15 protein-coding genes are annotated in these 21,588 nt (G+C 49.5%); 8 read left to right on the top strand and 7 right to left on the bottom strand.

Features of this window, described 5'->3' with window-relative positions:
* The first annotated feature begins 19 nt into the window (after positions 1-19).
* The 6 genes from DFER_RS22645 to DFER_RS22625 all read left to right on the top strand — a co-directional run bounded on the left by DFER_RS22645 (position 20) and on the right by DFER_RS22625 (position 7,533).
* Positions 20-1,999 (top strand): hypothetical protein, encoded by a 1,980-nt coding sequence (locus tag DFER_RS22645; RefSeq protein ID WP_015813990.1) that lies wholly within the window; start codon positions 20-22, stop codon positions 1,997-1,999.
* Positions 2,000-2,008: 9 nt separating this feature from the next.
* Complete coding sequence (locus DFER_RS22640; RefSeq protein WP_015813989.1) at positions 2,009-3,835, top strand: PorZ beta-propeller-like domain-containing protein; 1,827 nt, start codon at positions 2,009-2,011, stop codon at positions 3,833-3,835.
* A 49-nt stretch (positions 3,836-3,884) separates the two neighbouring features.
* Complete coding sequence (udk, locus tag DFER_RS22635) at positions 3,885-4,538, top strand: uridine kinase (RefSeq protein WP_015813988.1); 654 nt, start codon at positions 3,885-3,887, stop codon at positions 4,536-4,538.
* 18 nt (positions 4,539-4,556) lie between these two features.
* Positions 4,557-5,276: a hypothetical protein gene (locus DFER_RS22630; protein ID WP_015813987.1), complete on the top strand. Its 720-nt coding sequence runs from the start codon at positions 4,557-4,559 to the stop codon at positions 5,274-5,276.
* A 133-nt stretch (positions 5,277-5,409) separates the two neighbouring features.
* Positions 5,410-5,559 (top strand): lasso RiPP family leader peptide-containing protein, encoded by a 150-nt coding sequence (locus tag DFER_RS30965; RefSeq protein WP_015813986.1) that lies wholly within the window; start codon positions 5,410-5,412, stop codon positions 5,557-5,559.
* A 105-nt stretch (positions 5,560-5,664) separates the two neighbouring features.
* Positions 5,665-7,533: a lasso peptide isopeptide bond-forming cyclase gene (locus DFER_RS22625; RefSeq protein WP_015813985.1), complete on the top strand. Its 1,869-nt coding sequence runs from the start codon at positions 5,665-5,667 to the stop codon at positions 7,531-7,533.
* 9 nt (positions 7,534-7,542) lie between these two features.
* Here DFER_RS22625 and porU2 (DFER_RS22620) read toward each other — a convergent pair whose 3' ends face one another.
* Together porU2 (DFER_RS22620) and porU2 (DFER_RS22615) are read right to left on the bottom strand one after the other, a co-directional pair.
* Positions 7,543-10,875 (bottom strand): putative type IX secretion system sortase PorU2, encoded by a 3,333-nt coding sequence (gene porU2, locus DFER_RS22620; RefSeq protein ID WP_041735439.1) that lies wholly within the window; start codon positions 10,873-10,875, stop codon positions 7,543-7,545.
* 33 nt (positions 10,876-10,908) lie between these two features.
* Complete coding sequence (porU2, locus tag DFER_RS22615) at positions 10,909-13,842, bottom strand: putative type IX secretion system sortase PorU2 (protein WP_187293400.1); 2,934 nt, start codon at positions 13,840-13,842, stop codon at positions 10,909-10,911.
* A 346-nt stretch (positions 13,843-14,188) separates the two neighbouring features.
* Between porU2 (DFER_RS22615) and DFER_RS22610 the strand changes: the two genes are divergently transcribed.
* Both DFER_RS22610 and DFER_RS22605 read left to right on the top strand, forming a co-directional pair.
* The gene (locus DFER_RS22610; protein WP_050774716.1) at positions 14,189-14,770 is read left to right on the top strand and encodes a collagen-like protein; all 582 of its coding nucleotides are present in this window, start codon (positions 14,189-14,191) and stop codon (positions 14,768-14,770) included.
* 233 nt (positions 14,771-15,003) lie between these two features.
* On the top strand, positions 15,004-16,530 hold the full coding sequence (locus tag DFER_RS22605) for a malate:quinone oxidoreductase (protein ID WP_015813981.1): 1,527 nt from the start codon (positions 15,004-15,006) through the stop codon (positions 16,528-16,530).
* A gap of 89 nt (positions 16,531-16,619) precedes the next feature.
* Here DFER_RS22605 and DFER_RS22600 read toward each other — a convergent pair whose 3' ends face one another.
* The 5 genes from DFER_RS22600 to DFER_RS22580 form a co-directional block, all read right to left on the bottom strand.
* Positions 16,620-17,465, bottom strand: a complete 846-nt coding sequence (locus DFER_RS22600) for a sugar phosphate isomerase/epimerase family protein (protein ID WP_015813980.1) — start codon at positions 17,463-17,465, stop codon at positions 16,620-16,622.
* Positions 17,466-17,471: 6 nt separating this feature from the next.
* Entirely contained in the window at positions 17,472-18,659 is a 1,188-nt protein-coding gene (locus tag DFER_RS22595) for an FG-GAP repeat domain-containing protein (protein ID WP_229206083.1), read from the bottom strand.
* A gap of 50 nt (positions 18,660-18,709) precedes the next feature.
* Entirely contained in the window at positions 18,710-19,216 is a 507-nt protein-coding gene (locus DFER_RS22590; protein ID WP_015813978.1) for a c-type cytochrome, read from the bottom strand.
* 227 nt (positions 19,217-19,443) lie between these two features.
* A complete protein-coding gene (locus DFER_RS22585) occupies positions 19,444-20,436 on the bottom strand; it encodes a T9SS type A sorting domain-containing protein (protein ID WP_143828785.1) in 993 nt (330 codons plus the stop codon).
* A 31-nt stretch (positions 20,437-20,467) separates the two neighbouring features.
* Entirely contained in the window at positions 20,468-21,553 is a 1,086-nt protein-coding gene (locus DFER_RS22580) for a tail fiber domain-containing protein (protein ID WP_015813976.1), read from the bottom strand.
* Positions 21,554-21,588 lie beyond the last annotated feature (35 nt).

Raw genomic sequence — 21,588 nt, 5'->3', positions numbered from 1 at the left:
TTTACTCAATCCAAACTGCATGTACAGACTAGTCTTTGCGATTTTTTTCGGGTTGCTGCTCCTGACGGGTCAGGCAGAAGCGCAGAGAAGGAATAGCGCACCCAGAAAAACTTTGATAACGCCTAAAAAGAAGGCCCCTACCCCTGCTAAACCCGCTGCGGGCGCCCCGGCCGGCATCAAAGCCGACAGCGTGAAGCAGCAGGCTCCGGCCCTTGCTGCACCGGCTGCGGACACCACGGTCGCGGACACTACCATGCCGAGTGCCATTTCGGCTAACGGCGATACGCTCACAGAAGCGGCATACGAAGCAAAGCTCCCGGTAGAAAAGGCCGATAGCATACATGCGTATAAGATCACTATCGAAGATATTTCTTACCTGTCCGTTTGCCCGGGCACCAATGTTACGATCCCCTTCAAAGCGGAAGGACCGTTTGACGAGGATAATACCTACATCGTCCACATTATCGATGCGACCGGCAAATCGGTACCGATTTCACTTCCGGTGAAGAAAAGTCCGGCTAAGGCGGTGATCCCTTCTTATAAAGTTGGCGGGGAAGTATACCGCCTTCAGATCGTATCGTCCATTCCGGTTGTAAAAAGCCAGGAAGTGCCGCTCAGGCTGCTCCAAGCGCCCGCGGCCAAGATTGACCTGATCGATGGCACGCAAACCGTCCGCATTATGCCGGGGCAGGAAGCACATTTGCGGGTCAACCTGACCGGCGCCGCACCGTGGTCGTTCCGCCTCTCCGATAGCACCACAGTATTACAGACGCTTTCCAACCCGCATTATATTACCGTAAAACCAACCGACGTGAAGGCGTACCGGGTAACCGGCGTTTCAAATGCCTGCGGTAGCGGCACCACTTCGGGCGAAGCGATCGTGAATGTGAATAACAATCCGGAGCCTAAGCTGGAACTGAAAGAAATCGAAAAGATCGCGAAGCTGTGTGCTGGTGTGCCATTCCAGGTGCCGTTTAATGCTACGGGTAAATATAAGGAAGGCAACAAATTCATCGTCCAGATCGCCGAACGCGGCGGCTCATTCAAGAATGTATCCACACCTGATTCTTCGGGGTACATTACCACGCAGATTCCCGATAGCTACAAACCGGGCGAATATCGTTTGAGGGTCACGTCAACGGCTCCCTACCTGGTAAGCCAAATTGCTAATATTTCGATCGTATCGCCAACCGTAGCGACGCTTCAGAAAGACTCGCTGCGATTGGGTGAGAATGAATCGGGGCAGCTGACTGTGAAGTTTACGGGCGGCGGGCCGTGGTTTGTATTGCTTTCAGACGGCACTTACGAGAATAACATCCAGGAATCGCCGCACAAAATCAAAGTCAAGCCTTTTTACGACACCAACTACCAGATCACATCGGCCGGCGGCCTTTGCGGCGTGGGTAAATTCTCCGGGTCGGCAAAAGTTACGGTAAAAAGCCCTCCGGCAAGCATTACACTCGACAGGCTGCCTCAAAATATGGCCTGCGCCGGTTCTACCATTGAAATACCCTATAAAACAGAAGGCCGCTACAATCCGAACAACAAATTTACGGTTCAGATGACCGACAAATCCGGCCGTTTCGTATCGCTGCCTACTACGGTAACCCCTACCGCCATGCAGGTAAAACTGGCGGCCGCGGCTCCGGGAGACACTTCGAAAATCCAGAAAATCCGCATTGTTTCATCATCGCCGGCGGTTTCGAGCGCCATTGAAGAGCTGGAAATAATCGCTCCCGACAAAGCCGTTGCGGAAGTTTCGGGAAAAGGCACGATTTCGGCGGGACGTTCCACACGCATTCAGCTAAGATTTAAAAATGGCCTTCCGCCCTGGTCGTTCACACTTTCCGACGGCACGGCAATCAACGGTACATTCCTGAATCCGTATCTGATTTCCGTTTCTCCGGCCACTTCGACAGAATATACCATTAGTTCGCTTAAAAGCGGCTGCGGCACGGGCACAGGGCGCGGCGCCGCTATGGTGACGGTAGAAAACTAATATCCGACCATGCGCAAAGCGGGGACTATCATTCTCTTTCTGGCCCTATTATCAGGCCCTTCGCGCATTCTGGGACAGGCTTTGCCATTAGGTCAATGGCAAAGCCATTTCAATTACCTTTCAGCACAGGAAGTTGTTCAAACCGGTGCGCGCGTCTATTGCGCTTCCTACAACGGACTGTTTTCCATTGAAATAGCGAGCGGCGAATCCAAAACGCTTTCCAAAGCGGATGGGATCAGCAGCACGGGCATTGGTGCCATGGGTTATTTGCCGGCATCAAACCTTCTCTTGCTCGCCTACCGGAACGGGATCATCGATTTTGTGTATCTCAATGAACAATCCGAGCCCGACCAGATAGATACATGGGACCTGCTGAACACGACCCAGGGCCTCCCGGCCGACAAGGGCATCCGGCGCATTGTTTTTAGGGAAAATCTGGCCTTTATCGCCACCAGTTTCGGGATTTTGGTGCTCGATACCCAGCTCAAACAAGTTAAGGAAACCTATCGCTACATCGGTCCGGGCGGTACGCAGACAGCCATTACCGACCTGGCATTTTCGGGCGATTCGCTCTTTGCATTAACTTCCCAGGGACTCCTGGCAACGTCGATGCGCGATGATGTGAACCGCCAGTATTTTGCCAACTGGAAACCGGTAACAACCCCGGGCGCCATTTCAGGCATTGCGTTTTTTTCGGGGGCGGTTCACACGGCCGTTTCAGGTAAGGGTGTATTTAAATATGAAAATGGCGGCTGGAAGCTCGTTTACACGTCTGGTAGCGGCAACCTTCGGATTCTCGACGCCGGCGACCTGCTGACAGTTACCACCGGAACCAGCATTTTCACCCTCGACAAACTTTACGCGGCCCAGACATTCAATAGCCCGCTTTTCAAAAACGTCCGATCGGGTATCCGCGCAGAATCAGCGAAGTTCTGGATTGCAGACCGCACAAGCGGATTAATCACCAACCAATATTCCGATTTCAAGTCAGTATCCCCAGCCCAGGGCGACACCACCATTTCGCCCCGCCCCGACTCGGTCATTACCGATCTCAACGGCTTGTCGTGGACGAGGCTGCCCGAATCCCTGGGCGGCGGCATCATGGTGAGCAATCCCGACGGTTCGCGAAAAAAGGTGTTATCCACATCGGTCGGGACCGGCACATTGCCCGCGTCGAAGATCAACAGCCTGGCTTTGGACCAGAATGGCTACGTCTGGTTTGCGAGCGCACGAGGCGTTGGGTATTTTGTGGCGGACGGTGTGCTGGAAGCGCCGCGGGTAGACGCGATTCTACCGGTTTACGGCCAAAGAAGGCTTTTTAACAACGAAGAATGTACTGCACTGGCCGTCGAGCCGGGCAACCGGAAATGGATCGGGACCCGGACGGGGCTGTATCAGTTTAATGCGGACGGTACGGAGCTGGTAAAGCGATTTACCGCTGCCGACAGTCCGCTGCCCTCCGACGACATCCGCGCATTACGCTTCGAGCCCGAAACCGGCTTGCTTTTCGCTGACACCCCGGCTGGCATGGTTTCTTACCAGTCCGATGCTGCAGCGCCGGCCGAGCGATTGTCCGGCATTACAATATTTCCCAATCCCGTGCGGCCCAGCTACTCGGGGAATGTGGGCATCAAAGGCCTCACCAACCAATCTAGCGTGAAAATAACCGATCTGGCAGGCAGGCTGGTATTCGAAACACGCTCGGAAGGCGGTATGGCCTCCTGGAATCTGAACGACTACACCGGCCGCCGCGCGCGGGCTGGGATATATATTGTATTCGTCGTTTCAGCCGACGGGTCCGGCCACGAGGCGGGCAAGTTGGCAATAATCAATTAATATTATCCATCCATCAGGCGCTCAGGTTGATGAGCGCAGCATTATCATTATGACGGCGAATCAGGAGAAACCGCCTTACATTGTGGGTATCACCGGCGGCAGCGCTTCGGGGAAGACCTATTTCATGAAAAATCTCATCGATGCTTTCGGCAAAGAAGAGATCACGCGCATCTCGCAGGACAACTATTACCGGCCCATTCACGAAATCCCCCGCGACGAGAATGGAATCGAGAATTTCGACCTTCCGGAAACAATCGACCACCATTTATTTGCCGAGCACATAGCCGTGCTGCGGGCGGGGCGTTCGGTGCAGCAAAAGGAATACACATTCAATAACCCGCTGATCCAACCAGAAATCCTCCTGTTCGAACCCCGGCCCATTATCATCGTAGAAGGAATATTCGTTTTCTATTTCCCTGAGATAGCGCGGCTTATCGATCTGAAAATTTTTGTCGACGCGAAGGAGCATGTTAAAATAAAACGGCGGATTATTCGTGATAATAACGAACGCGGCTATGATCTGGACGATGTGCTATACCGCTGGGAACACCACGTCGCACCCACATACGACAAGTTCATTCTTCCACTCCGGGCAGAAGCGGATATGATCATCAATAACAATTCGCGTTTCGACGTCGGATTGCAGGTGCTGATCGGCTTTTTGAAGAGAAAACTGGAAGAGCAAAACAAACATTCATCATAGTCAAAACTATCCGAGTTAATGAAGAATCCTCTACAGACGATTTGCCGGTATCTCCACAAACACATCACTATTCTCGCAATCGCTTCCACGATCCTGGTCTCCTGCGATGGCGATGACACGGCGCCATTCGACCCTTACTCCTACTACCCTCTTACCGTGGGACACTACGTGGTGTATGAAGTGAACCAGGAAGTGTACTCAACCGGCCAGGCCGCTCCGGTGGTTACCAAATGGCAGGAAAAGGACGAAGTGGAAAAGATGATCAGCGACTCAGCCGGGATTTCCACCTATCTAGTTTCAAGGTCTACCCGAAATACGGCAGCCGATTACTGGCAGAAGGTGAAAGAATTCACGGTGCAAAAATATCCCGACAAGCTGCTCGTCAGCATTGACAACCAGACATTTAATGCATTGGTTTTTCCGGTCGATACGCGCATGACCTGGAACGGCAATGCCTATAATGACCTCGAACAGCAGGACTATTACTATGAGACCGTGCAGGAGCCGGCGACGGTCGGCGACAAGCGCTTCGATGAAGCACTCACGGTTGTGGAGCGGAAAGACACCTCGATCATCAACAAGTATGTGACTGTCAAGGTATATGGAAAAGGCGTCGGCCTCGTTTCGGACGATCAGACCGCCTTTGAATTTTGCCAAAACGAAGATTGCATCGGCTCGGGGAAAGTTGAATCCGGCAGTCACAAAACGAGGAAAATCATCGAATTTGGTGACCGTTAAGGGTTTACGATTGCTTTGCGAATAGTAAGTAAACTTGTTTTTTTTATATTCTCAGGACTGAAAGTTTGCTTTTTAAAATTCTGTCATTAAATTTACGTCGGATACTGGTATTAAACATCATAACCTATAAACAATGAGAACAGTGATATCGCACTCTACACAGACAAAAAAGTCTTATCGCAAACCCGTGCTGAACAAGCTTGGAAACGTTGCTAAACTTACAAAGGGTAAAATCGGCAGTCAAGAAGATGAAGACGGCGATTTCGACTTTAACGAAGACTAAGAGCTTTTAGATCTTTCTATTAGTTTCGGTATGCTTTTTGAGGGTTCTGTTTCTCTAAAAAGAAATAATTTAGATTTTCGAGATTTAGAATCAAAGTACGACGAAATGCTTGTTTCGAAGTATGGGTATATAGGAATTAAAGGAAAAAAAAAGTCGAGGCATCTAGGTAGCAGCTATCTAGGTGCTTTTTTTTCAAGTCCGAAAATACTGGAAACGGAATTTCTCTCCAGCTCGTTTGGTGAAAATTCCGTTTCCGTTTTTTTGTCCATTCTCGATGGCAAACTTGCTTCCAATAGTGTTGGCGTAGGTGCATTATTTGATGTAGATAAAAAAGAGCTGATACTCACCCGCGACCTGTTCGGTCGAGTGCCGTTTCACTACACCATCATCGACGGCTCCACATTCCTATTTTCCACGAGTTACACCTCATTGCTCACCCAAAGCGCCGTAAGGCGGGATTTGAAGCCCGACGTCCGTCGGATTAAAAGCTACGCCACTGTCCATGGCGATGCCATGACGCTTTGCAATTCGGATACATTTTTGACCAACATCAAATCCGTCTTGCCCGGCCATGCTCTGAGACTCACCGCAGATACGGCGACATCCGTCCCTTTGTTGCGGTTCCGGCCTTCAAAGTGGACTCATTTAGTATCATTAGAAGAGTTTGGTGAGGAGTTCCGTAGTTGCTTTCTCAATGCCGTCCGGGCTAGCGACAAAGGTCCACACGAACGGTTCGCTTCGCATTTGAGCGGGGGAATGGACTCGTCGTCAGTGAGCACTGCGCTCCGGTTTCTTTATCCTGACCATCCACTACTTACGCTTTACAACAAGTCCAATACGCTAGACAGCGACGAGAATCTGTATGCGCAAGCAGTCGCGGAAGCAATCGGCTCTGAACATCACGAGCTGATCCAGTCGACGAACGACTTTGACCTTTTAAGGGAATATATCGCGCTGTCCGGCCAGCCTTCCAGTAAACTTTCGAGTCCATCTTCCAGCTGGACACTCATGAAGTTTGCTCAATCGCACCACTGCGACACTGTTTTTAATGGTGTAGGCGGAGATTCTGTGGTAGGAACGGGCTTTGGAGCAACCGAACGAGCTTTTGCCGATGGCAACTGGAACGTGGTCAGGCAACTGATTGAAAAGCGAGTCCCTTATTTCTCCCTTTCGCACCAATATCCAAAATGGAATCAGCTCTCCTTTGAGGAGAAAACGGATATTGTGGTGCAAAACTTCCTTTACAAGCAACTCTCCAACAAGTTGATGCATAGCTCTCTTAGTGAGTTCTGGCGCCTTTATAATGCGGTATCAAAGTCATTCCATATTTCACATACCTATTTCCTTCGTCGTGGGTTTACGAGCCTCGTTAACAAGTCTCGGCGGAAAGAAACAAGCCAGGTAATGTCGGTAATCCGGGAGGAGATGTTGAAGCAGTCGGAAGAAAAGGATTTCGCTGCAATGGGCCTGCTGGATGATCCGACGGACCAGGCTGCATTGCGTTATTCATTTCGTGGCGTTTTCAACAGGCAAACGTTGCTCGTGAATGAACAGGATTTTGCTTCCAGCACCCACATGGGTATGGTGAGTAGCTCTCCTTTTTACAATCATGAGCTGTTTGAACTCTGCCTGGCAGTGCCCGATGTTGTGAAGTTCGGTGATGGAATCGGGCGAGCTCATTTCCGTGAAGGAATGAAGGGACTTCTAGTGGATAAGGTGAGGTGCCGAAGTACTAAAACGCCCCTTAGGTCGCACGCACAGGACGTAGTTATCCGAATGTTCAACGACTCTAAAGAGCTTCTTTTTGACTCAAAAACGATTTGGGAGTATGTCGACAGACAAAAGTTCGACCACCAATTGTCTATCCTGACCAACAAAAAAATCCCGTACAATCACAAGGTTGATACGAGATTTCATGTGTCCAAGACCATTTCACTGGCTACCTGGCTCGCGGATGTCGTCCAGGTAGATTAGCGCCCTCGATCATTTCGTTACCACTACTTTTCCAGTAAGCTGTCTCAATGTCTGGCCATCCTGCCCGGACACAACTACCTTATAAGTAAATAGTCCAGCCGCAAATGACGATGATGGATTCCAATACCAATCCAGTTTTCGTGAGCCTGCCGTGTCGCGAAACTCTTTTTCCTCCACCAAGGCGCCTGTCAGGGAATAGATAGAATATTTGATTACGATAGGGCCGGAGACACTAACATCGCTGAGCTCGAACCGTACGAACGTAGTCGCCGGATTGGGGCTGGCTACGAGCTTGATGCCTGCATCACCTGCTTCCAATATGCGGAATGAAATCTGGTAAGGCTGGGTGCAGAAGTTACCTGCCCTGTCCTTGGCATTCACAAGCAATTCGTATTCTCCCGCCACCAGGCCGGTAGTTGGGTAGTTAATACGGAAACTGTAATTATCCAGCGAATCAACACTTATTCCTGCGGCAGTGTAGCTGAGTTTCTCAAACTCGCAAGAGCTATCCGGGCACCGCTTCAAATATACCTCGACCAGATCGGTGTCGGCAAAGAGCTGGCGGTCATCCCGAAGTGTAATGTTAATAGTTGGATTTGGGTTCAATTGCTCATTGTCTTTGGGAAGCGTACCGTTGAACCTGACGTGAAGCATCGGCGGCACCACGTCCCTATTGTTTGCAGACGAGAAGAAATTCATGTCTTTGACCATGTCCCAATTGATATCCATTTCCGCCAGGTTGTTGGAAAGGTCCATTTCTTTGACGAGGTGTTTTGGGTCAATATTCACTGTGATTTTATCCAAATCCCTCCTGTTTGCAAAAGAAACCATAATGGTATCGCGAGCCGGGAACGATTTCACCACTACCGATTTCGTAACAGTGCTATTTCCTACATAAGCCACATCGACCGTTATAGATTGGTCCGCTACGAATCGTCCCTTATTTTCCAGCACAACCGCCACTCGCACAGAGTCGGATTGATCAATGGTTTTGTTGCCAGATTCAGAATAAAGTGAAATGCTTTGTTCTGAATTCACCGCATAGTCGGGATTGCTTACCGTAACCAGTTTTAGCGCCGGATCGCCCTGCAAGAGCGATTGGTGAATGTTGGCAACTGCATATTTGTCTTTTGTCTTGGAAATAATCGCCTCGGCCACCGCTATCTGGATTTTGCCGATCGAGAAATTCACGGTCGACGGAACGGCAAACATATTTTTGTACAACTGTTCCAAATATTGCGCTGACGGGCTCACGAAGCTCTCGTACGAATTCGCAATGATTGCAACGCTTCCGCGGTCCTTCGCCAGCAGCCAATCGAGTGACAGCGTGATCCTGTCACTGGTCGCATTCGGGTTAGGATTAAAGCGGCCGGCGAAAATGTTACCCACACCGCATCCGTTGAAATACATCATCGGGTATTTCCCAAAATTGTTATAGCCACGTTTAACGTCCGTTATATACCCCATATCGAGATCCGTAACCGTCGCTGAACCGTGCCCGAAATAAGTAATCAAACCGGCTCCCGCGTTCACCTCAGCGGTAATGTTCACCGATTCTACTTCCGCGATCGGCTGTTGCTTCACGAATGGTATCACTTTTCCGCCTACGACCCCGTTCGCAACCGTGGGTTCCAGGTCGCTCAAAAACTCTTTCAGCTGCGTGATTTCGCCGGTATTTTTACCTCCGTTGAGGTGCAGGAAGTTCTTACGCCAGCCATAATCCCCGATCGCATTGTGTTCGTATTCTTTCACTTTTGTAAGGTAATCGAGTACGTTCTGGTTTGAAATCGCGGATAACCTTCCCACCGGTATGGCTGGAATTTCCGCCGCTGTACCCGCCAATCCCTCGACCAGAAGCACATCCGAAGCAGGGTATCCGATGGTCGGTACTTCGTCCGGCAGCTCTCTTGTCATTCTTTCGTTGTGTGTGATAGATTTGCCTATTAAAAACAGGTGTTTATCCGTTTTCCCGCCCTCTCCGAGCATGTAGGCCATAAAATTTCTGATACCAAGCGGACTAGGTTCGCCGTAGTTGAATTGATCGTAAAGATCAGCAACATTCAATATAATGGTCTTAAATCCGCCCCCATCCGCAGAACTGCGGTAGGCCGCATATTGGTTTGCGCCTTGCATGAGGCCCTGTGTCGTAATGATGATGTAATTCGGTTGTTTAGGTTCGATTACTTCCAGGTTCAGCGGTTTGATTTTCGCTGCGGCTACCGTAGTAATCTCATTGGATGCATAAAACCGCACATTTTTACCCTGTGTACCGTTCACCATGTAATTTTCTCCTGATCCGTTTACCACGACGGGAGTGTCGACGTTGGATATGTCAAGTAGCGTAGATTTGGCGGGAAGGCCCTTTACCTGTACACGGTTGAAACCAGTTTTGGCAGGTTTCAGGTTGAATTCTTTTCCGGTCAGACCGGTCATGTCGAATGCCTGTGGATAGCTCACATCGTAATATGCGAGCGAGAAGCGCTCCGATCTTTCTGTGGTAATGCTTTTCAGGCCGAGCACGCCCTTTTTTGCATCGTCTACATCGCCAGGTTTTATGTTAAAGGTATACTCCGAACCTCCAAAACCTGAATTCCTTATCGTCCCGACCAGTCTGAGCGACGTCGCATTTTTACCTACATAAACCTCGATGCTCCGATCGTTGTTGCTCCGGCCATGGACGAGCAGTTTGATCTTCGCATTTTCAACTCCTCCCACCAAATTTTTCAAAGTGAACTCATTATTGTGCATCACTCCCGACAACACAATCTTGCCAGTTCTGCTGGCCCCTATTTCGAAAAAGCTGTTGAAAAAATTGGGACGAACAGGGCTTACCGTACTCAACGAATAGTCTGTCTGGAAAACGGTAGTTACCTTCTCATCGTGACTTGGCAGCGCCGCCGCATTTACATTGACCGGCTCGCTGGTCGCCTTTGCCCGGAGACCGGCCGTGTCGCCGATAGTCAGGAAATAAGAGCTCTCGTCTGAATACATGCTGAAATATGGATTCATGCGAGAGCTCATAGGCCGATAGAGCAGCGAGTCGCTGGAACCATCGTTAGGTACTCCAAAAAACACTATTTCACTGCTATTCGCACTGATGATCGAAACTTGCTTGCCCCGGTGCCAAAGCTGCAATTTATCGACAGCGGCCGAAGAGAATTCCTTCGGCAGTGACGTCATTGTTATCTTGTGAAGGCCTTTTTTAATAACCCCTATTTTGACATAGGGCTTACCGTAATTGATCCAGCTATTGGCATAACCCGGTTTCTGCTGGGCAACTGCCTGTTCCAGGCCAAAGGCGGCCAGGAACAGGAGCAGCAATCCAGCAGTATGCAGCTTCATTCGACGCATAAATGTATTCAATGGAAATTTTTACTACTTTTTAACGACCTTCTGATAATACACGTCGTCATTTACGGTGGTTATCTCAACCATATAAGTCCCTGATGGGTAGTTCGAAAGGTCGATTTTCGCTCCGGTACCCGACTTTTTAGCGGCGCCGTCCAAGCCAATCAGGCTCCACTTTTTCAGTTTCACCACATTGTTGAGAGTAATGTTTACTACATCAGTCACCGGGTTCGGATACACCGTCAGCAAGCTGGTTCCTTCGCGCTCAACAGATACAATGCGAGAATAGGTACTTTTGCCATCAATCTGCTTTCCGTCGGCGCCGGTTGTTACATAGTCAACCTGTTTCAAACGGTAGTAGCTCACACCTGGCAGCGGCTTGGTGTCGATAAAGTTGTAAACCGACTCTTCGTTGATCGTACCTTTGCCCTCTACACGTCCCACCACCTCGAAATTCTTAGCATTGTAGCTTCTTTCCACTACGAAATGGCTATTGTTCACCTCTGAGCTAGTTTTCCAGTTTACATTAACCTGGTTACCGGCAGCTTGCGCATTAAATGAAACGAGTGTAACGGGCAAACCTCCTTCTGTTGAAACAAGCACTTTCAGAGCAGGATCACCGAGGAGAACAGTCTGATGAATCTGCGCCTGATCGGCAACATAAACCTCCGCCGTTCTTGCATTTTCAAATCCCATTCTGAATCCGCCGCCCGCTTTGGTCTGCGCAGCTACTACTTGCAGAACACGGCCCATCAAATCTCTGTCGGCGTCATTTTTGGTAAACAGCTCCGTGTAGATCTTTTGCATGTAATTATTACAGCTTGAAGCATAACCTGCCCACGAGTTTCCAAACACAGCGATTGCTCCTTTGTTGGCGCTCAAAAGCCAGTCAAGAGACTGCGGCCGGGATGTGTTCGTATTCACAGTTTCATTGAAATTGTTGCTGAAAACATTCAGGATATCACAACCATTGTAGAAAATGATCGGGTATCTGTTCGGGTTGTTATACTTTTTCGCACCATCGGATACGTATCCGAAGTTATAGTCTGTCTGATAGGGAACGCTGTGCCCGAAATAGGTGATCATACCCAGCCCACCGGCGCTATCGGCAGCAGCAGTGACGTTTACGTTGACGTGCTTGGCCAATGTATCCATTTGAAGAACCTGATCCGTTGCAACGGGTTTTTTAGCCGTATAAACTCTTCCCTGAAAAACATTCGCTTTCACTTTGAGCGCTGCCGTGTTCAGGTTGGAAACGTGGTCGTTGATCTCGGAAGAGGTTTTCCCTCCGCTGATATGTGCCACATTTTTCCGCCAGGCCAAATTGGTTGTCGCATTTTCATACTGCTTCACTTTCCTCAGATAAGCCAGTGCCTGTGCATTGTTGGTCGCAGGAATTCGACCGACAGGAATAGCCGGAACGTCCCTGGGCGTGCCTTGGAGACCCTCGATCAACAGGAGATCCGAACCGGGGAAAGAGAACGTCGGAACTTCGTTCAGCAGCTCTTTATTGATTCGGTCATTACGGGTAACAGATATTCCAAGCAGCAATAAATACTTATCCAGCCTGCCAAGATTATCCTTTTTCAAATCAGAAATCATAAAGTCAACAAATCGCCTGATAGCAATAGGGCTCGGCTCTCCATAGTTAAATTGATTATAGATATCCCTGATCTTAAAAATACCTGTCTTAAATTTCCTTCCCGCCGTCTCAGCGCTTCTGTACAATGCAATGGAGTCCGCGGCTTCGATCAGCGATTCACTGCTCACGATCATGTAGTCGTAGTCCGACTTGTTGATCTGAGGGAATGTCACCACAGAAACTTTGCCTCCGTCTACATCAAAGGTTTGGTTGGTGGCCAGCATTAACAGCGGTTTCGTATTCGGTCGGCTGAAAATGACACTCGCAGTTGTTCCATTAACCACACGGAGATTCGCCGGGTCAGTTATATCATAGAACTTCACAGTGCCTCCCGGAGGTGTTGTCACCGCAATTCTGCTTTTTGAACCCTGAGCAGCCGATGGAAATGTAAACAGATAAGAATTGCTGCCGAACATATCGATTTGCTGCTGATATGTTACATTATAATAGGTTACAGAAAATCTGTCGTTCGCCGCACCTTGTAACGGCGCGTCCAGCTGAAATCCAAATCGTCCTACACCCGCATTGAGGTCTGTCTGTTGAATCGGGAAATTGAATTTCGCGTACATAAATCCGTCGATCGACTTCTGATCCACTTTTCTCAACGAGCCTGCATCTTTCCCGACATAGGCATGAATATTTCGCGGATAAATGCCATTAGGCGAATAATTCGAGCGACCGTGAACGAGAATTTCGGCCTGCGGCGGATCAGATCCCACCTGCTTTTTCACTGAAATAGGGAACTCCGAAAAAATCGGGTGCGCATCCGTATCATTAAACCTTGTCGAACTCCTGGTTTGGCCGTCTTCCATGAAGCTGTTCAAGTTCGTTGGCCTGGTCGGATAATTGGTGGCATGGGTGTAATCGTTTGGATATGCCACATTATCGGTTTGCATGTGGTAGGTCAGCAGGTCAGACCCGGCAGGGTCGGTCAAATTCTCCACCGCAGCCCTTTTCCCATTAGGTGAACCGATTGTCAGAAAATAAGAACTTTCGTCGGAAAAGTGGCTGTAATATGGGTTCGTCCGTGCGGAATAAGGACGGTAAAGCAACGAATCTGAAGCCCCGTCGTTGGGTACGCCGTAAAATTCGATTTGGGTTGTGCTTGCAGCAGTAAGCGCCACTTCTACGCCGCGGTGATACAGGTGTAACACATTGGGGTCGGACCCCACCATAAAACCAGCCGGAAGCGTAACACGATGTATACCTTTTTGAGATATTCCTATGCGCAACCACTTCTGGCTATATTTCCCCTGAAGCCATTCGTTCCCGTAAAAGCCATTCCATGGTGTTCCCTGACCGAGTGCAATTTGCGCCACACACGTGCCAAAGATTAAGAAGGTGAGGAAGATTTTTGTAAAAGTACATTTGTTCATAACGTATTGTTTTATAGTGCTATAATTCCATGAAATTAACATCAAAGGCGCTAAGCAAATACATAATTAAGTAAATTTTTCGAAATTTCAGAGATTTCGACTAGCGTTGTAGTAGTAATTCAAAACGCGAATAATGCAGAGATAACATGGCACAATTTTTATGGTTATTACATTAACTACTCAAATCAATTTTGTAACGGAGATATTGACAATGCATATACGTAGTATTTGAAATTTTTCCACTTATTTTGTTTCTGCATTGATTACTCTTAACTAAACTCAATTCATTATGTTGAAAAAACTAATATCATTTGCTTTCTTGTGTTTGTCTGTTGCAATGGTAGCCTGTGATGGCGATAAGGGAGATGTGGGACCCGCTGGCCCGCAAGGTCCCGCAGGACCGGCAGGTGCTCAGGGACCTAAGGGTGATTCCGGCGTTAATGGACAAGACGGAATGGGCGCGAGGATGTTCACGACAGGCCCAGTGAAAAGCACTGAAGGCGGTTATGTTGCCGGAAAGAACCTTTCGACGGAAGATTCAACGTACATTGCGAACAGCTCTGTTTTCGTTTACGTGAAAAGCCAGAATAGATGGTGGAACATGCCGGGTATAGTTCGCTGGGACGGAGACAAGTTCACCAACTATGGCGTATTCTCCCGTCTTGGAAATGCCCGCGTATTTATCACATTGCAGGCATTAAACTGGTCGGAAGATCAGCCAACTGCGCCGGATCGGGACTTCCAGGATATCAGAGTATTGTTTGTCCCTGCCGATCAGTTCCGTTTGAATGCAGACCTGCAGAAAAGCAGCTACGAAGAAACGATTGCCGCGCTTGGTCTCAAAGATTCAGATGCAGTTAAAGTCGATTAATCTTCGAAAATTATATCAGTGCCGGAAAGAGTCGCCTTCGAGCGACTCTTTTTGTTTATAATTAAACCTATCCAAGTTTTAATTGCCCCTTGCCAAGAACTTACGCCCTGCCATAACTTTTATTTTTGAAATTATACTATTTTCGAAACAAATATTGTTAGAACGATTGTTATCTAGCAACAGTTTGTACTTTTCCGGGCTCAGGCCTTCTTACCATATTTCTATTTTTCGTGATGAATACCAAAAAGTCTTCAAAAACGAGCTCACCTGACGTGGTTTTGATTGGGGCAGGCATTATGAGCGCTACGCTCGGGGTTCTACTAAAAAAGCTTAATCCGGCCATTACCATTTCCGTGTTCGAACGTCTGGACCGCGTCACTGCGGAGAGCTCCGATCCCTGGAATAATGCCGGCACCGGCCATTCCGCATTTTGCGAACTGAACTACACGCCGCAACTTGCCGACGGTTCCATCGAAACCAAAAAAGCGATTAAGATCGCCGAGTCTTTCGAAGTTTCGAAGGAATTTTGGGCGTATCTTGTAGAGAATGGCGTGATTGATTCGCCTGATGCTTTTATCCACAACATTCCCCACCTGAGCTTTGTGTGGGGCGAGGAAAACGTGGATTATCTACGCAAACGTTACGAGGCCTTGACGAGCCACCACCTTTTTCACGGAATGGAATACACCGAGGATAAGGATGTGATCGCCAACTGGGCCCCGCTTGTGATGAACGGTCGCGGTGCCGATGAAAAAGTTGCCGCTACCCGCATGGAGCTGGGCACCGACGTCAACTTCGGCGCGCTTACTAAGGCGATGTTCGAATATCTTGAAAAACAGGATGGCGTCAATCTCTTCCTGAACTATGAGGTTGATGACCTGACGCGCAAAAAAGACAATTCGTGGCTGATTGAAGTGAAGGACCGCGCGACCCGGAAAGAGAGCAAGGTTACTGCGAAATTCGTATTCATCGGTGCAGGCGGAGGCTCCTTACCACTGCTCGAAAAATCAAATATTCCCGAAGGAAAAGGCTTTGGCGGCTTCCCGGTGAGCGGACAATGGCTCGTGTGTAACAAGCCGGAGATCATCGAAAAACACCAGGCGAAAGTGTATGGCAAGGCCTCTGTGGGATCGCCTCCGATGTCGGTTCCACACTTGGATACCCGGGTTATAGATGGTAAAAAAGCGCTTCTATTCGGGCCATATGCCGGTTTTTCAACGAAGTTCCTGAAAAATGGCTCCTATCTCGACCTTCCGCTTTCCATTAAGCTGAATAATATCAAACCGATGCTGGCAGCTGGCCTGCATAACATCCCGCTGACCAAATATCTGATCGATCAGGTAAGACAGTCGCCTCAGGACAGGCTCCAAGCCCTGAAAGATTATTTCCCGGAAGCGAAACTGGAAGATTGGGATCTGGAAACGGCCGGCCAGCGCGTGCAGGTGATCAAAAAAGACAAAAAAGCGGGCGGAGTGCTCGAATTCGGGACCGAAATGGTTACCGCAGGCGACGGCTCACTCGCTGCATTGCTGGGTGCGTCTCCGGGTGCTTCCACAGCGGTGTCGATCATGCTCGACCTGATTCACCGTTGCTTTGCAGAAGCCAAAACGCCGGAATGGCAGCGTGAATTCAAGAAAATCATCCCTTCATTCGGAAAGTCACTTTCCAAAGAGAAGGAGCTCGCCGCAAAAACCCGCGCCTGGACTACCGAAGTGCTCCATTTGAGCGCCTCGCATCTGGAAGCAGAAATGACTGCGTAGCTTTTTAGATACAGAAAACCCGGAGAGTGATCTTCGGGTTTTCTACTTTTAAGGTTAATGTAGTCCGCGACGCGGTCCGGCAATTATCGCTAGAATGCCAGTGACCGCAAAAAATGCAATCCATCCACGGCAATCGCCTCCCGTGAAGGCTCTACCTGCCGCCAGATCGACGCCGCCTTGGCAATCACTTTCACATCCGGCGTAAATGACTCGATCACAATATCGCCCGGGTAATGGATTGCATCGAGTGCGGCGAAAATGCGGTCCCAATTGATCTGATCGTTTCCCGGCGTGCCGCGGTCGCTGCCGGATGCGTGCAGAAGGCCCAGCCTGTGCCCTGCTTTCCGGATCGCCTGAGCGGGGTCTTTTTCTTCGAGGTTCATGTGAAATGTGTCCAGGTGTACCTGCAATGCATCACTGCCCACGTTGTCGATCATCCGCAGAGCCTGGTCGCAGGTGTTGATAAAATCGGTTTCATAGCGGTTCAATGGCTCAATGGCAATCTTCACGTCGTGCTTTGCCGCAAAATCGGCCAGGGCTTTCAGGTTGCCTGCAACGAGTTCCCACTGCTTGCGCTTCTGATCCTCGGGCACCAGCTCGGCGCGGCCTACTGCTGAGTAAATCGGCCCGGCCACCAGCTTGCTGCCCAGCACCGGTGCTATCCGGATAAGCGCTTCCACATATTCGATCGCCGTTACCTGGTCCTTCCGCGTGCCGCGCAGGTCGCGTCCGGGGCCGGTTGCAGCGCACACCGACCGGCATTCAAGCCCATTGTCGTCCAGCGCCTTCCTTACCGTGTGCGGATCGATATGCGCGGGATCTTCGAGCGCGATTTCGACGAAATCAAAACCCCACGATTTAAACTGTGGAAAAATCGAGGTGCTTTCGTTCGTAAATGGTGAAGAAAACAGGTAAGTGTTGATACCAAACTTCATGAAAGCTTATTTCCCTTTTTGCTGTGTGAAAATGCGTACCCCTTTTTTGTTGCCCGTCACGATGTCGAGCAGGCCATCGCCATTCAGGTCTTCGACGGTCACGTGCAGGCCTACGCCGGAGTCGTCATCAATATCATGCCTGATCCACGTCGGTACTTTGCCCGGTTTGTATTCGAACCATGAAATAAATGCCGGCTCGAACTCGCCCGGATCGTTTCCATTGTGGGCGAAATAGCGTTTGCCGGTGATGAAATCGGGGTGGCCGTCGCCGTTGATGTCCTTTAATGCGAGGCCGTGGGTTTGCGAGATGGTCTTATCAATGTCGTGGTGGATCCACACGGTTTCCTTTCCCTCCTTCTTTTGCTCATGCCACCATATGCCGTAATTGTGGGCGGAGGCGCTGAGGACGTCGTTCAAGCCATCGCCATTCAGATCGAGCACATACATTTGTGAGCAGTCTTGGCCGAGATCTGCCGGATGGAATTTCCAGTCCTTGTCTTTCGGATATTTGGCAGGCCCTTCCACGGGGCCTTCCCACCAGCCGCTTTTCACGATCACGTCCTTGCGACCGTCGCCATTGATGTCGCCATACCCGATCCCGTGCGTGTACATATGCGTGGAGTTGTTCGGATCGTTGCTGATCACGTATTTTTCCCAGGTTGTATCGTCTTTTTTCGACGGACATTTAAGCCAAATCACCTTCTTCGCGGTGGGATCGTTGCAAAGCAAGTCCAGTCGGCCGTCGCCATCGATGTCGACGAGTTGCGGCGACTCATTCCCCACCGAAGAATAAATGGTGTGCATTGGCCAATGCCCGGGTTTGTTCTGTGGGTTTTCATGCCATGCGGCGGCTTTGCCCGGCCAGTCGATGCGGATCAGGTCCACCCAGCCATCCTGGTTTACATCCATCGCAAAATCCAGGAAAGAATCACTGTAACTGCCATTTACAATGAATTCCTGCGGTTTGGCCAGTTCATGCTGCTTCCAGTCGGGCGCTTCAAACCAATAGGCACCGGAAAGAATATCCTTCTTTCCATCCTTGTTCACATCGGCCATTGCCGCACCTTCCGCGATAAACCGTTTGGTAAGCTCTGTTTTCTTAAATGTAATCGCCGGTTTGCTTTTCGCGCCCGTCTGCGCAGCTGCATGGTTACAGGTTACCGCAACGATACCCGTCAAACAAAGCCACTTCAAAGATCTTCCCGTTAACAACATCGGATTTATGGGTTAGGATTAAAACTCGATTATTTCACCCCCAGCAGATAGTCCAGCAATGCGTAAAAGTCCTTCTCAGGAATGAAGTTCCGGAACTCATCGGGCATTAAAGTGTATCTGGATGCCCGGTATTCCTTCATTTCACCTTTTACCACTGAAAACTCCTGGCCGGTCATGTCGGCGAAAACCATTGTTTCGCCTTCGTTGCGCCGGTACAAGCCCGTGAAGGTCTTGTCGTTTTTCAACGTGATATTATAAGTACGAAATGCCTCAGTTATATTCCTGTTGGGGTCAAGGATTTTTTGCGTCAATGCCTTGTGGCCCCAGTTGCCGATGCCATCGAGCTGCGGTCCAGCGAGCCCGCCGGAGCCCTGGATCTGGTGACAGCCGCTGCAATTCTGCACAAAAATCACTTTCCCCGCATCTGAAAACGTGGTGGCCGGCCTGAAATTCGCGATGCGGGCGTCGATCAGCTTCTGGCGTTCCTCACGTTGGGCCGCGCCGGCGGCGAGCAGCTGCTCTCCCCACGCGACCACATGATGCCCCTGTTTGTTTCCGGGAGGTTACAGCTTTGAACATTGGGCATTGGAAGGGCGGTCAGTAAAACCAGACCGATTTTGGCTGCGTTCTGAATTGGCACCATACGATCACCTGAAAAGCAGGGTTGAGGAATTTCGTTGAATCGGTAATGGTAAGAAAACCAGAAGCATTGCGGATTTTACTTTGGTAATGAGGATTTTAATTAATGCCTGGCTATTCGTTGCTAATGTTTGATAAAATGCCTGCGCAGCACGCTTCCATCGAAATACCGGGCTTGCAATATGTAACTTCCCGCATTAAGCCCTTCGAGCGAAAGACTACCGCGTTGCGAGCTGGTTTGAGGGTTCTGCTCTTTCAAAACGGTCCCGCGTTCATCAATGACACTGATTTGCGCAACATTCAGCCAATCCTGTGCCTCCATTTCGAGCACGTCGGTAGCCGGATTTGGAAAAATATTCAAAGCTGTTTCGTCCCACGTCACTTTCCGGATCTGGCTCCATGCGAAGGTACCATCCTGATCGACCATTTTCAGGCGGTAGTAGTTGTCGCCCTTCATCGGAGCATGATCCGAATAGCTGTAACTCGTTTTTTGGCTGCTTTCACCCGCGGACGATAAACGACCGATCGGCTGCCAGTCTTTCGCATTTCCGCTCCGCTGGATTTCAAAATAGTCACTGTTCGTTTCGAAGGAAGTTTCCCAGGCCACTTCAACTCCGTTTTCTTCTTTCCGCACATGAAATGCAACCAAGGCAACGGGCAGCGCGGCATCCGCATTGACTAATGTCAACATTTTCAAATTCAGGCCAGTAACAGTTTTCCAAACATGATGCATCGCCAGATCCCGCGAACTTCCGGAAAACGTGACAAAACCATTCTCATTCGTTTCCGAATTACTCAGTTCCAGCAAGGATTCCGTATTTCCATTCAGTTCTGACGGACGGTAAATAATGCCCACATCTCCACTGAAAAGCAACGGCTCATCAAAAAGATATTGCCTGCCGATACTCGCATGTGGGTTTCCAGGGACTGCCGTATGCGCCAGCGTCAGTGAGCGGTTACTCAAATCCACGTCTACCGACGGGACCAGCACCAGGCTATCCAGACTAATGATCGTATTCGCTTTCGCAAACAGCTCGTTTCCCGTGGTAATCTGCGCCCAGGCAGCTTTGCCGGAAACAATGAATAACAGAACCAGCACAATGTAAATCTTCCGCATAGTCATCATAATTAAAGTGAACGATGTCCCCCTACTTCCTTGCCACCCAGGCTTTTCTGCGTTTTACGGCTCTGCTAGTCGTTCTTAGCTCTTCTTTCAGCGTCATAATTTCACCCAGAAGCCGATCATTCATTTGCTGCAACTGCTCCGTCCGTTTAACAAGTGCCTGAATGGCAATCAAATTCACGCCATCGAAGTCCGCCTGATTAATGGTGGTATCCGAGCCAATCGTGCCATACGAATCCTGACCGAATGCTTTAAAGAAGTCCTGCGCTATGGGCCCGTAATGCCGGAATATCTTCGGGTCCTGACCTTTGTAGTTCCAGGAAGTGAGGTTTATTTGGCTGATTTTTTGAAGAAAGTCTTCCCCATTTACAGGAGCGAAGTTTTCTTTTTTTCTAACATCCGAGATCACCGACCATGCGTTTCCGCCCGCGCCTAATTGTACGCCTAAGACATTCAGCGAACTGGTGAAAAGCTTATACCCTCCCGAGAACCGCATCATCATCTGATTCTTTGCGTCATTCTGTGAGGTGCCGCCACCATCGTCACCGAGAATAAAAGACCCCGTCTGCGAGTTGGTACTTACCCTTGTACCCAGTGCAACAGAATGCAGCCCACTTGCAATCACGTTATAACCTTGTCCGAAGGCATAATCTCCGCCGACAGTCACCAGCTCCCCGAACCCAGCCGAGAAGTTACCCGACGAAAACACCTCCCGCCCAGCAGCAAATGCTCCCGTGCCAGTCGCAAAGCTTTCATACCCTGTTGCGAAAGAAAGCGGGCCAATATTGACTAGTTCAAAGCCACCCTTTCCTGTACGCTCCGTCATCGATCTCAGCGCCCCCTTTCGATGAAACCATTGAAATTTATAGTACACTGAATCCTGTGGCGGAAACGAGTTGTTGACCGGATCTAGTTGCTTGCTTTCAGCATACACTGACCCTTCAAAAACATGAAGCCTTTCTCTTGGAGTTTTTGTACCGATGCCCAATTGAGCAAAAAGGAACTCAGGGGCAAGCAATAAAACAGTCAAAACGAAGATAGACGGGATCAGTTTAGAATCGTCCGGATGCCATTGGCAGAAAAACCTTGCGGGAATAATTGGATTTTTCATGTTATTCACGGAAATGTTTACAGATGATTTTAATC

The sequence above is a fragment of the Dyadobacter fermentans DSM 18053 genome, from assembly GCF_000023125.1.
Taxonomy (GTDB): Bacteria; Bacteroidota; Bacteroidia; order Cytophagales; family Spirosomataceae; genus Dyadobacter; species Dyadobacter fermentans.
The sequence above is the reverse complement of the archived record's forward strand: the minus strand, read 5'-3'. Positions and strand labels throughout refer to the sequence as shown.

Bases quoted from the DNA above. Each gene is read 5' to 3' on its own strand.
- DFER_RS22645 (WP_015813990.1), top strand. From the start codon at position 20: ATGTACAGACTAGTCTTTGCGATTTTTTTCGGGTTGCTGCTCCTGACG.
- DFER_RS22640 (WP_015813989.1), top strand. From the start codon at position 2,009: ATGCGCAAAGCGGGGACTATCATTCTCTTTCTGGCCCTATTATCAGGC.
- udk (WP_015813988.1), top strand. From the start codon at position 3,885: ATGACGGCGAATCAGGAGAAACCGCCTTACATTGTGGGTATCACCGGC.
- DFER_RS22630 (WP_015813987.1), top strand. From the start codon at position 4,557: ATGAAGAATCCTCTACAGACGATTTGCCGGTATCTCCACAAACACATC.
- DFER_RS30965 (WP_015813986.1), top strand. From the start codon at position 5,410: ATGAGAACAGTGATATCGCACTCTACACAGACAAAAAAGTCTTATCGC.
- DFER_RS22625 (WP_015813985.1), top strand. From the start codon at position 5,665: ATGCTTGTTTCGAAGTATGGGTATATAGGAATTAAAGGAAAAAAAAAG.
- porU2 (WP_041735439.1), bottom strand. From the start codon at position 10,875: ATGAAGCTGCATACTGCTGGATTGCTGCTCCTGTTCCTGGCCGCCTTT.
- DFER_RS22610 (WP_050774716.1), top strand. From the start codon at position 14,189: ATGTTGAAAAAACTAATATCATTTGCTTTCTTGTGTTTGTCTGTTGCA.
- DFER_RS22605 (WP_015813981.1), top strand. From the start codon at position 15,004: ATGAATACCAAAAAGTCTTCAAAAACGAGCTCACCTGACGTGGTTTTG.
- DFER_RS22600 (WP_015813980.1), bottom strand. From the start codon at position 17,465: ATGAAGTTTGGTATCAACACTTACCTGTTTTCTTCACCATTTACGAAC.
- DFER_RS22585 (WP_143828785.1), bottom strand. From the start codon at position 20,436: ATGCGGAAGATTTACATTGTGCTGGTTCTGTTATTCATTGTTTCCGGC.
- DFER_RS22580 (WP_015813976.1), bottom strand. From the start codon at position 21,553: ATGAAAAATCCAATTATTCCCGCAAGGTTTTTCTGCCAATGGCATCCG.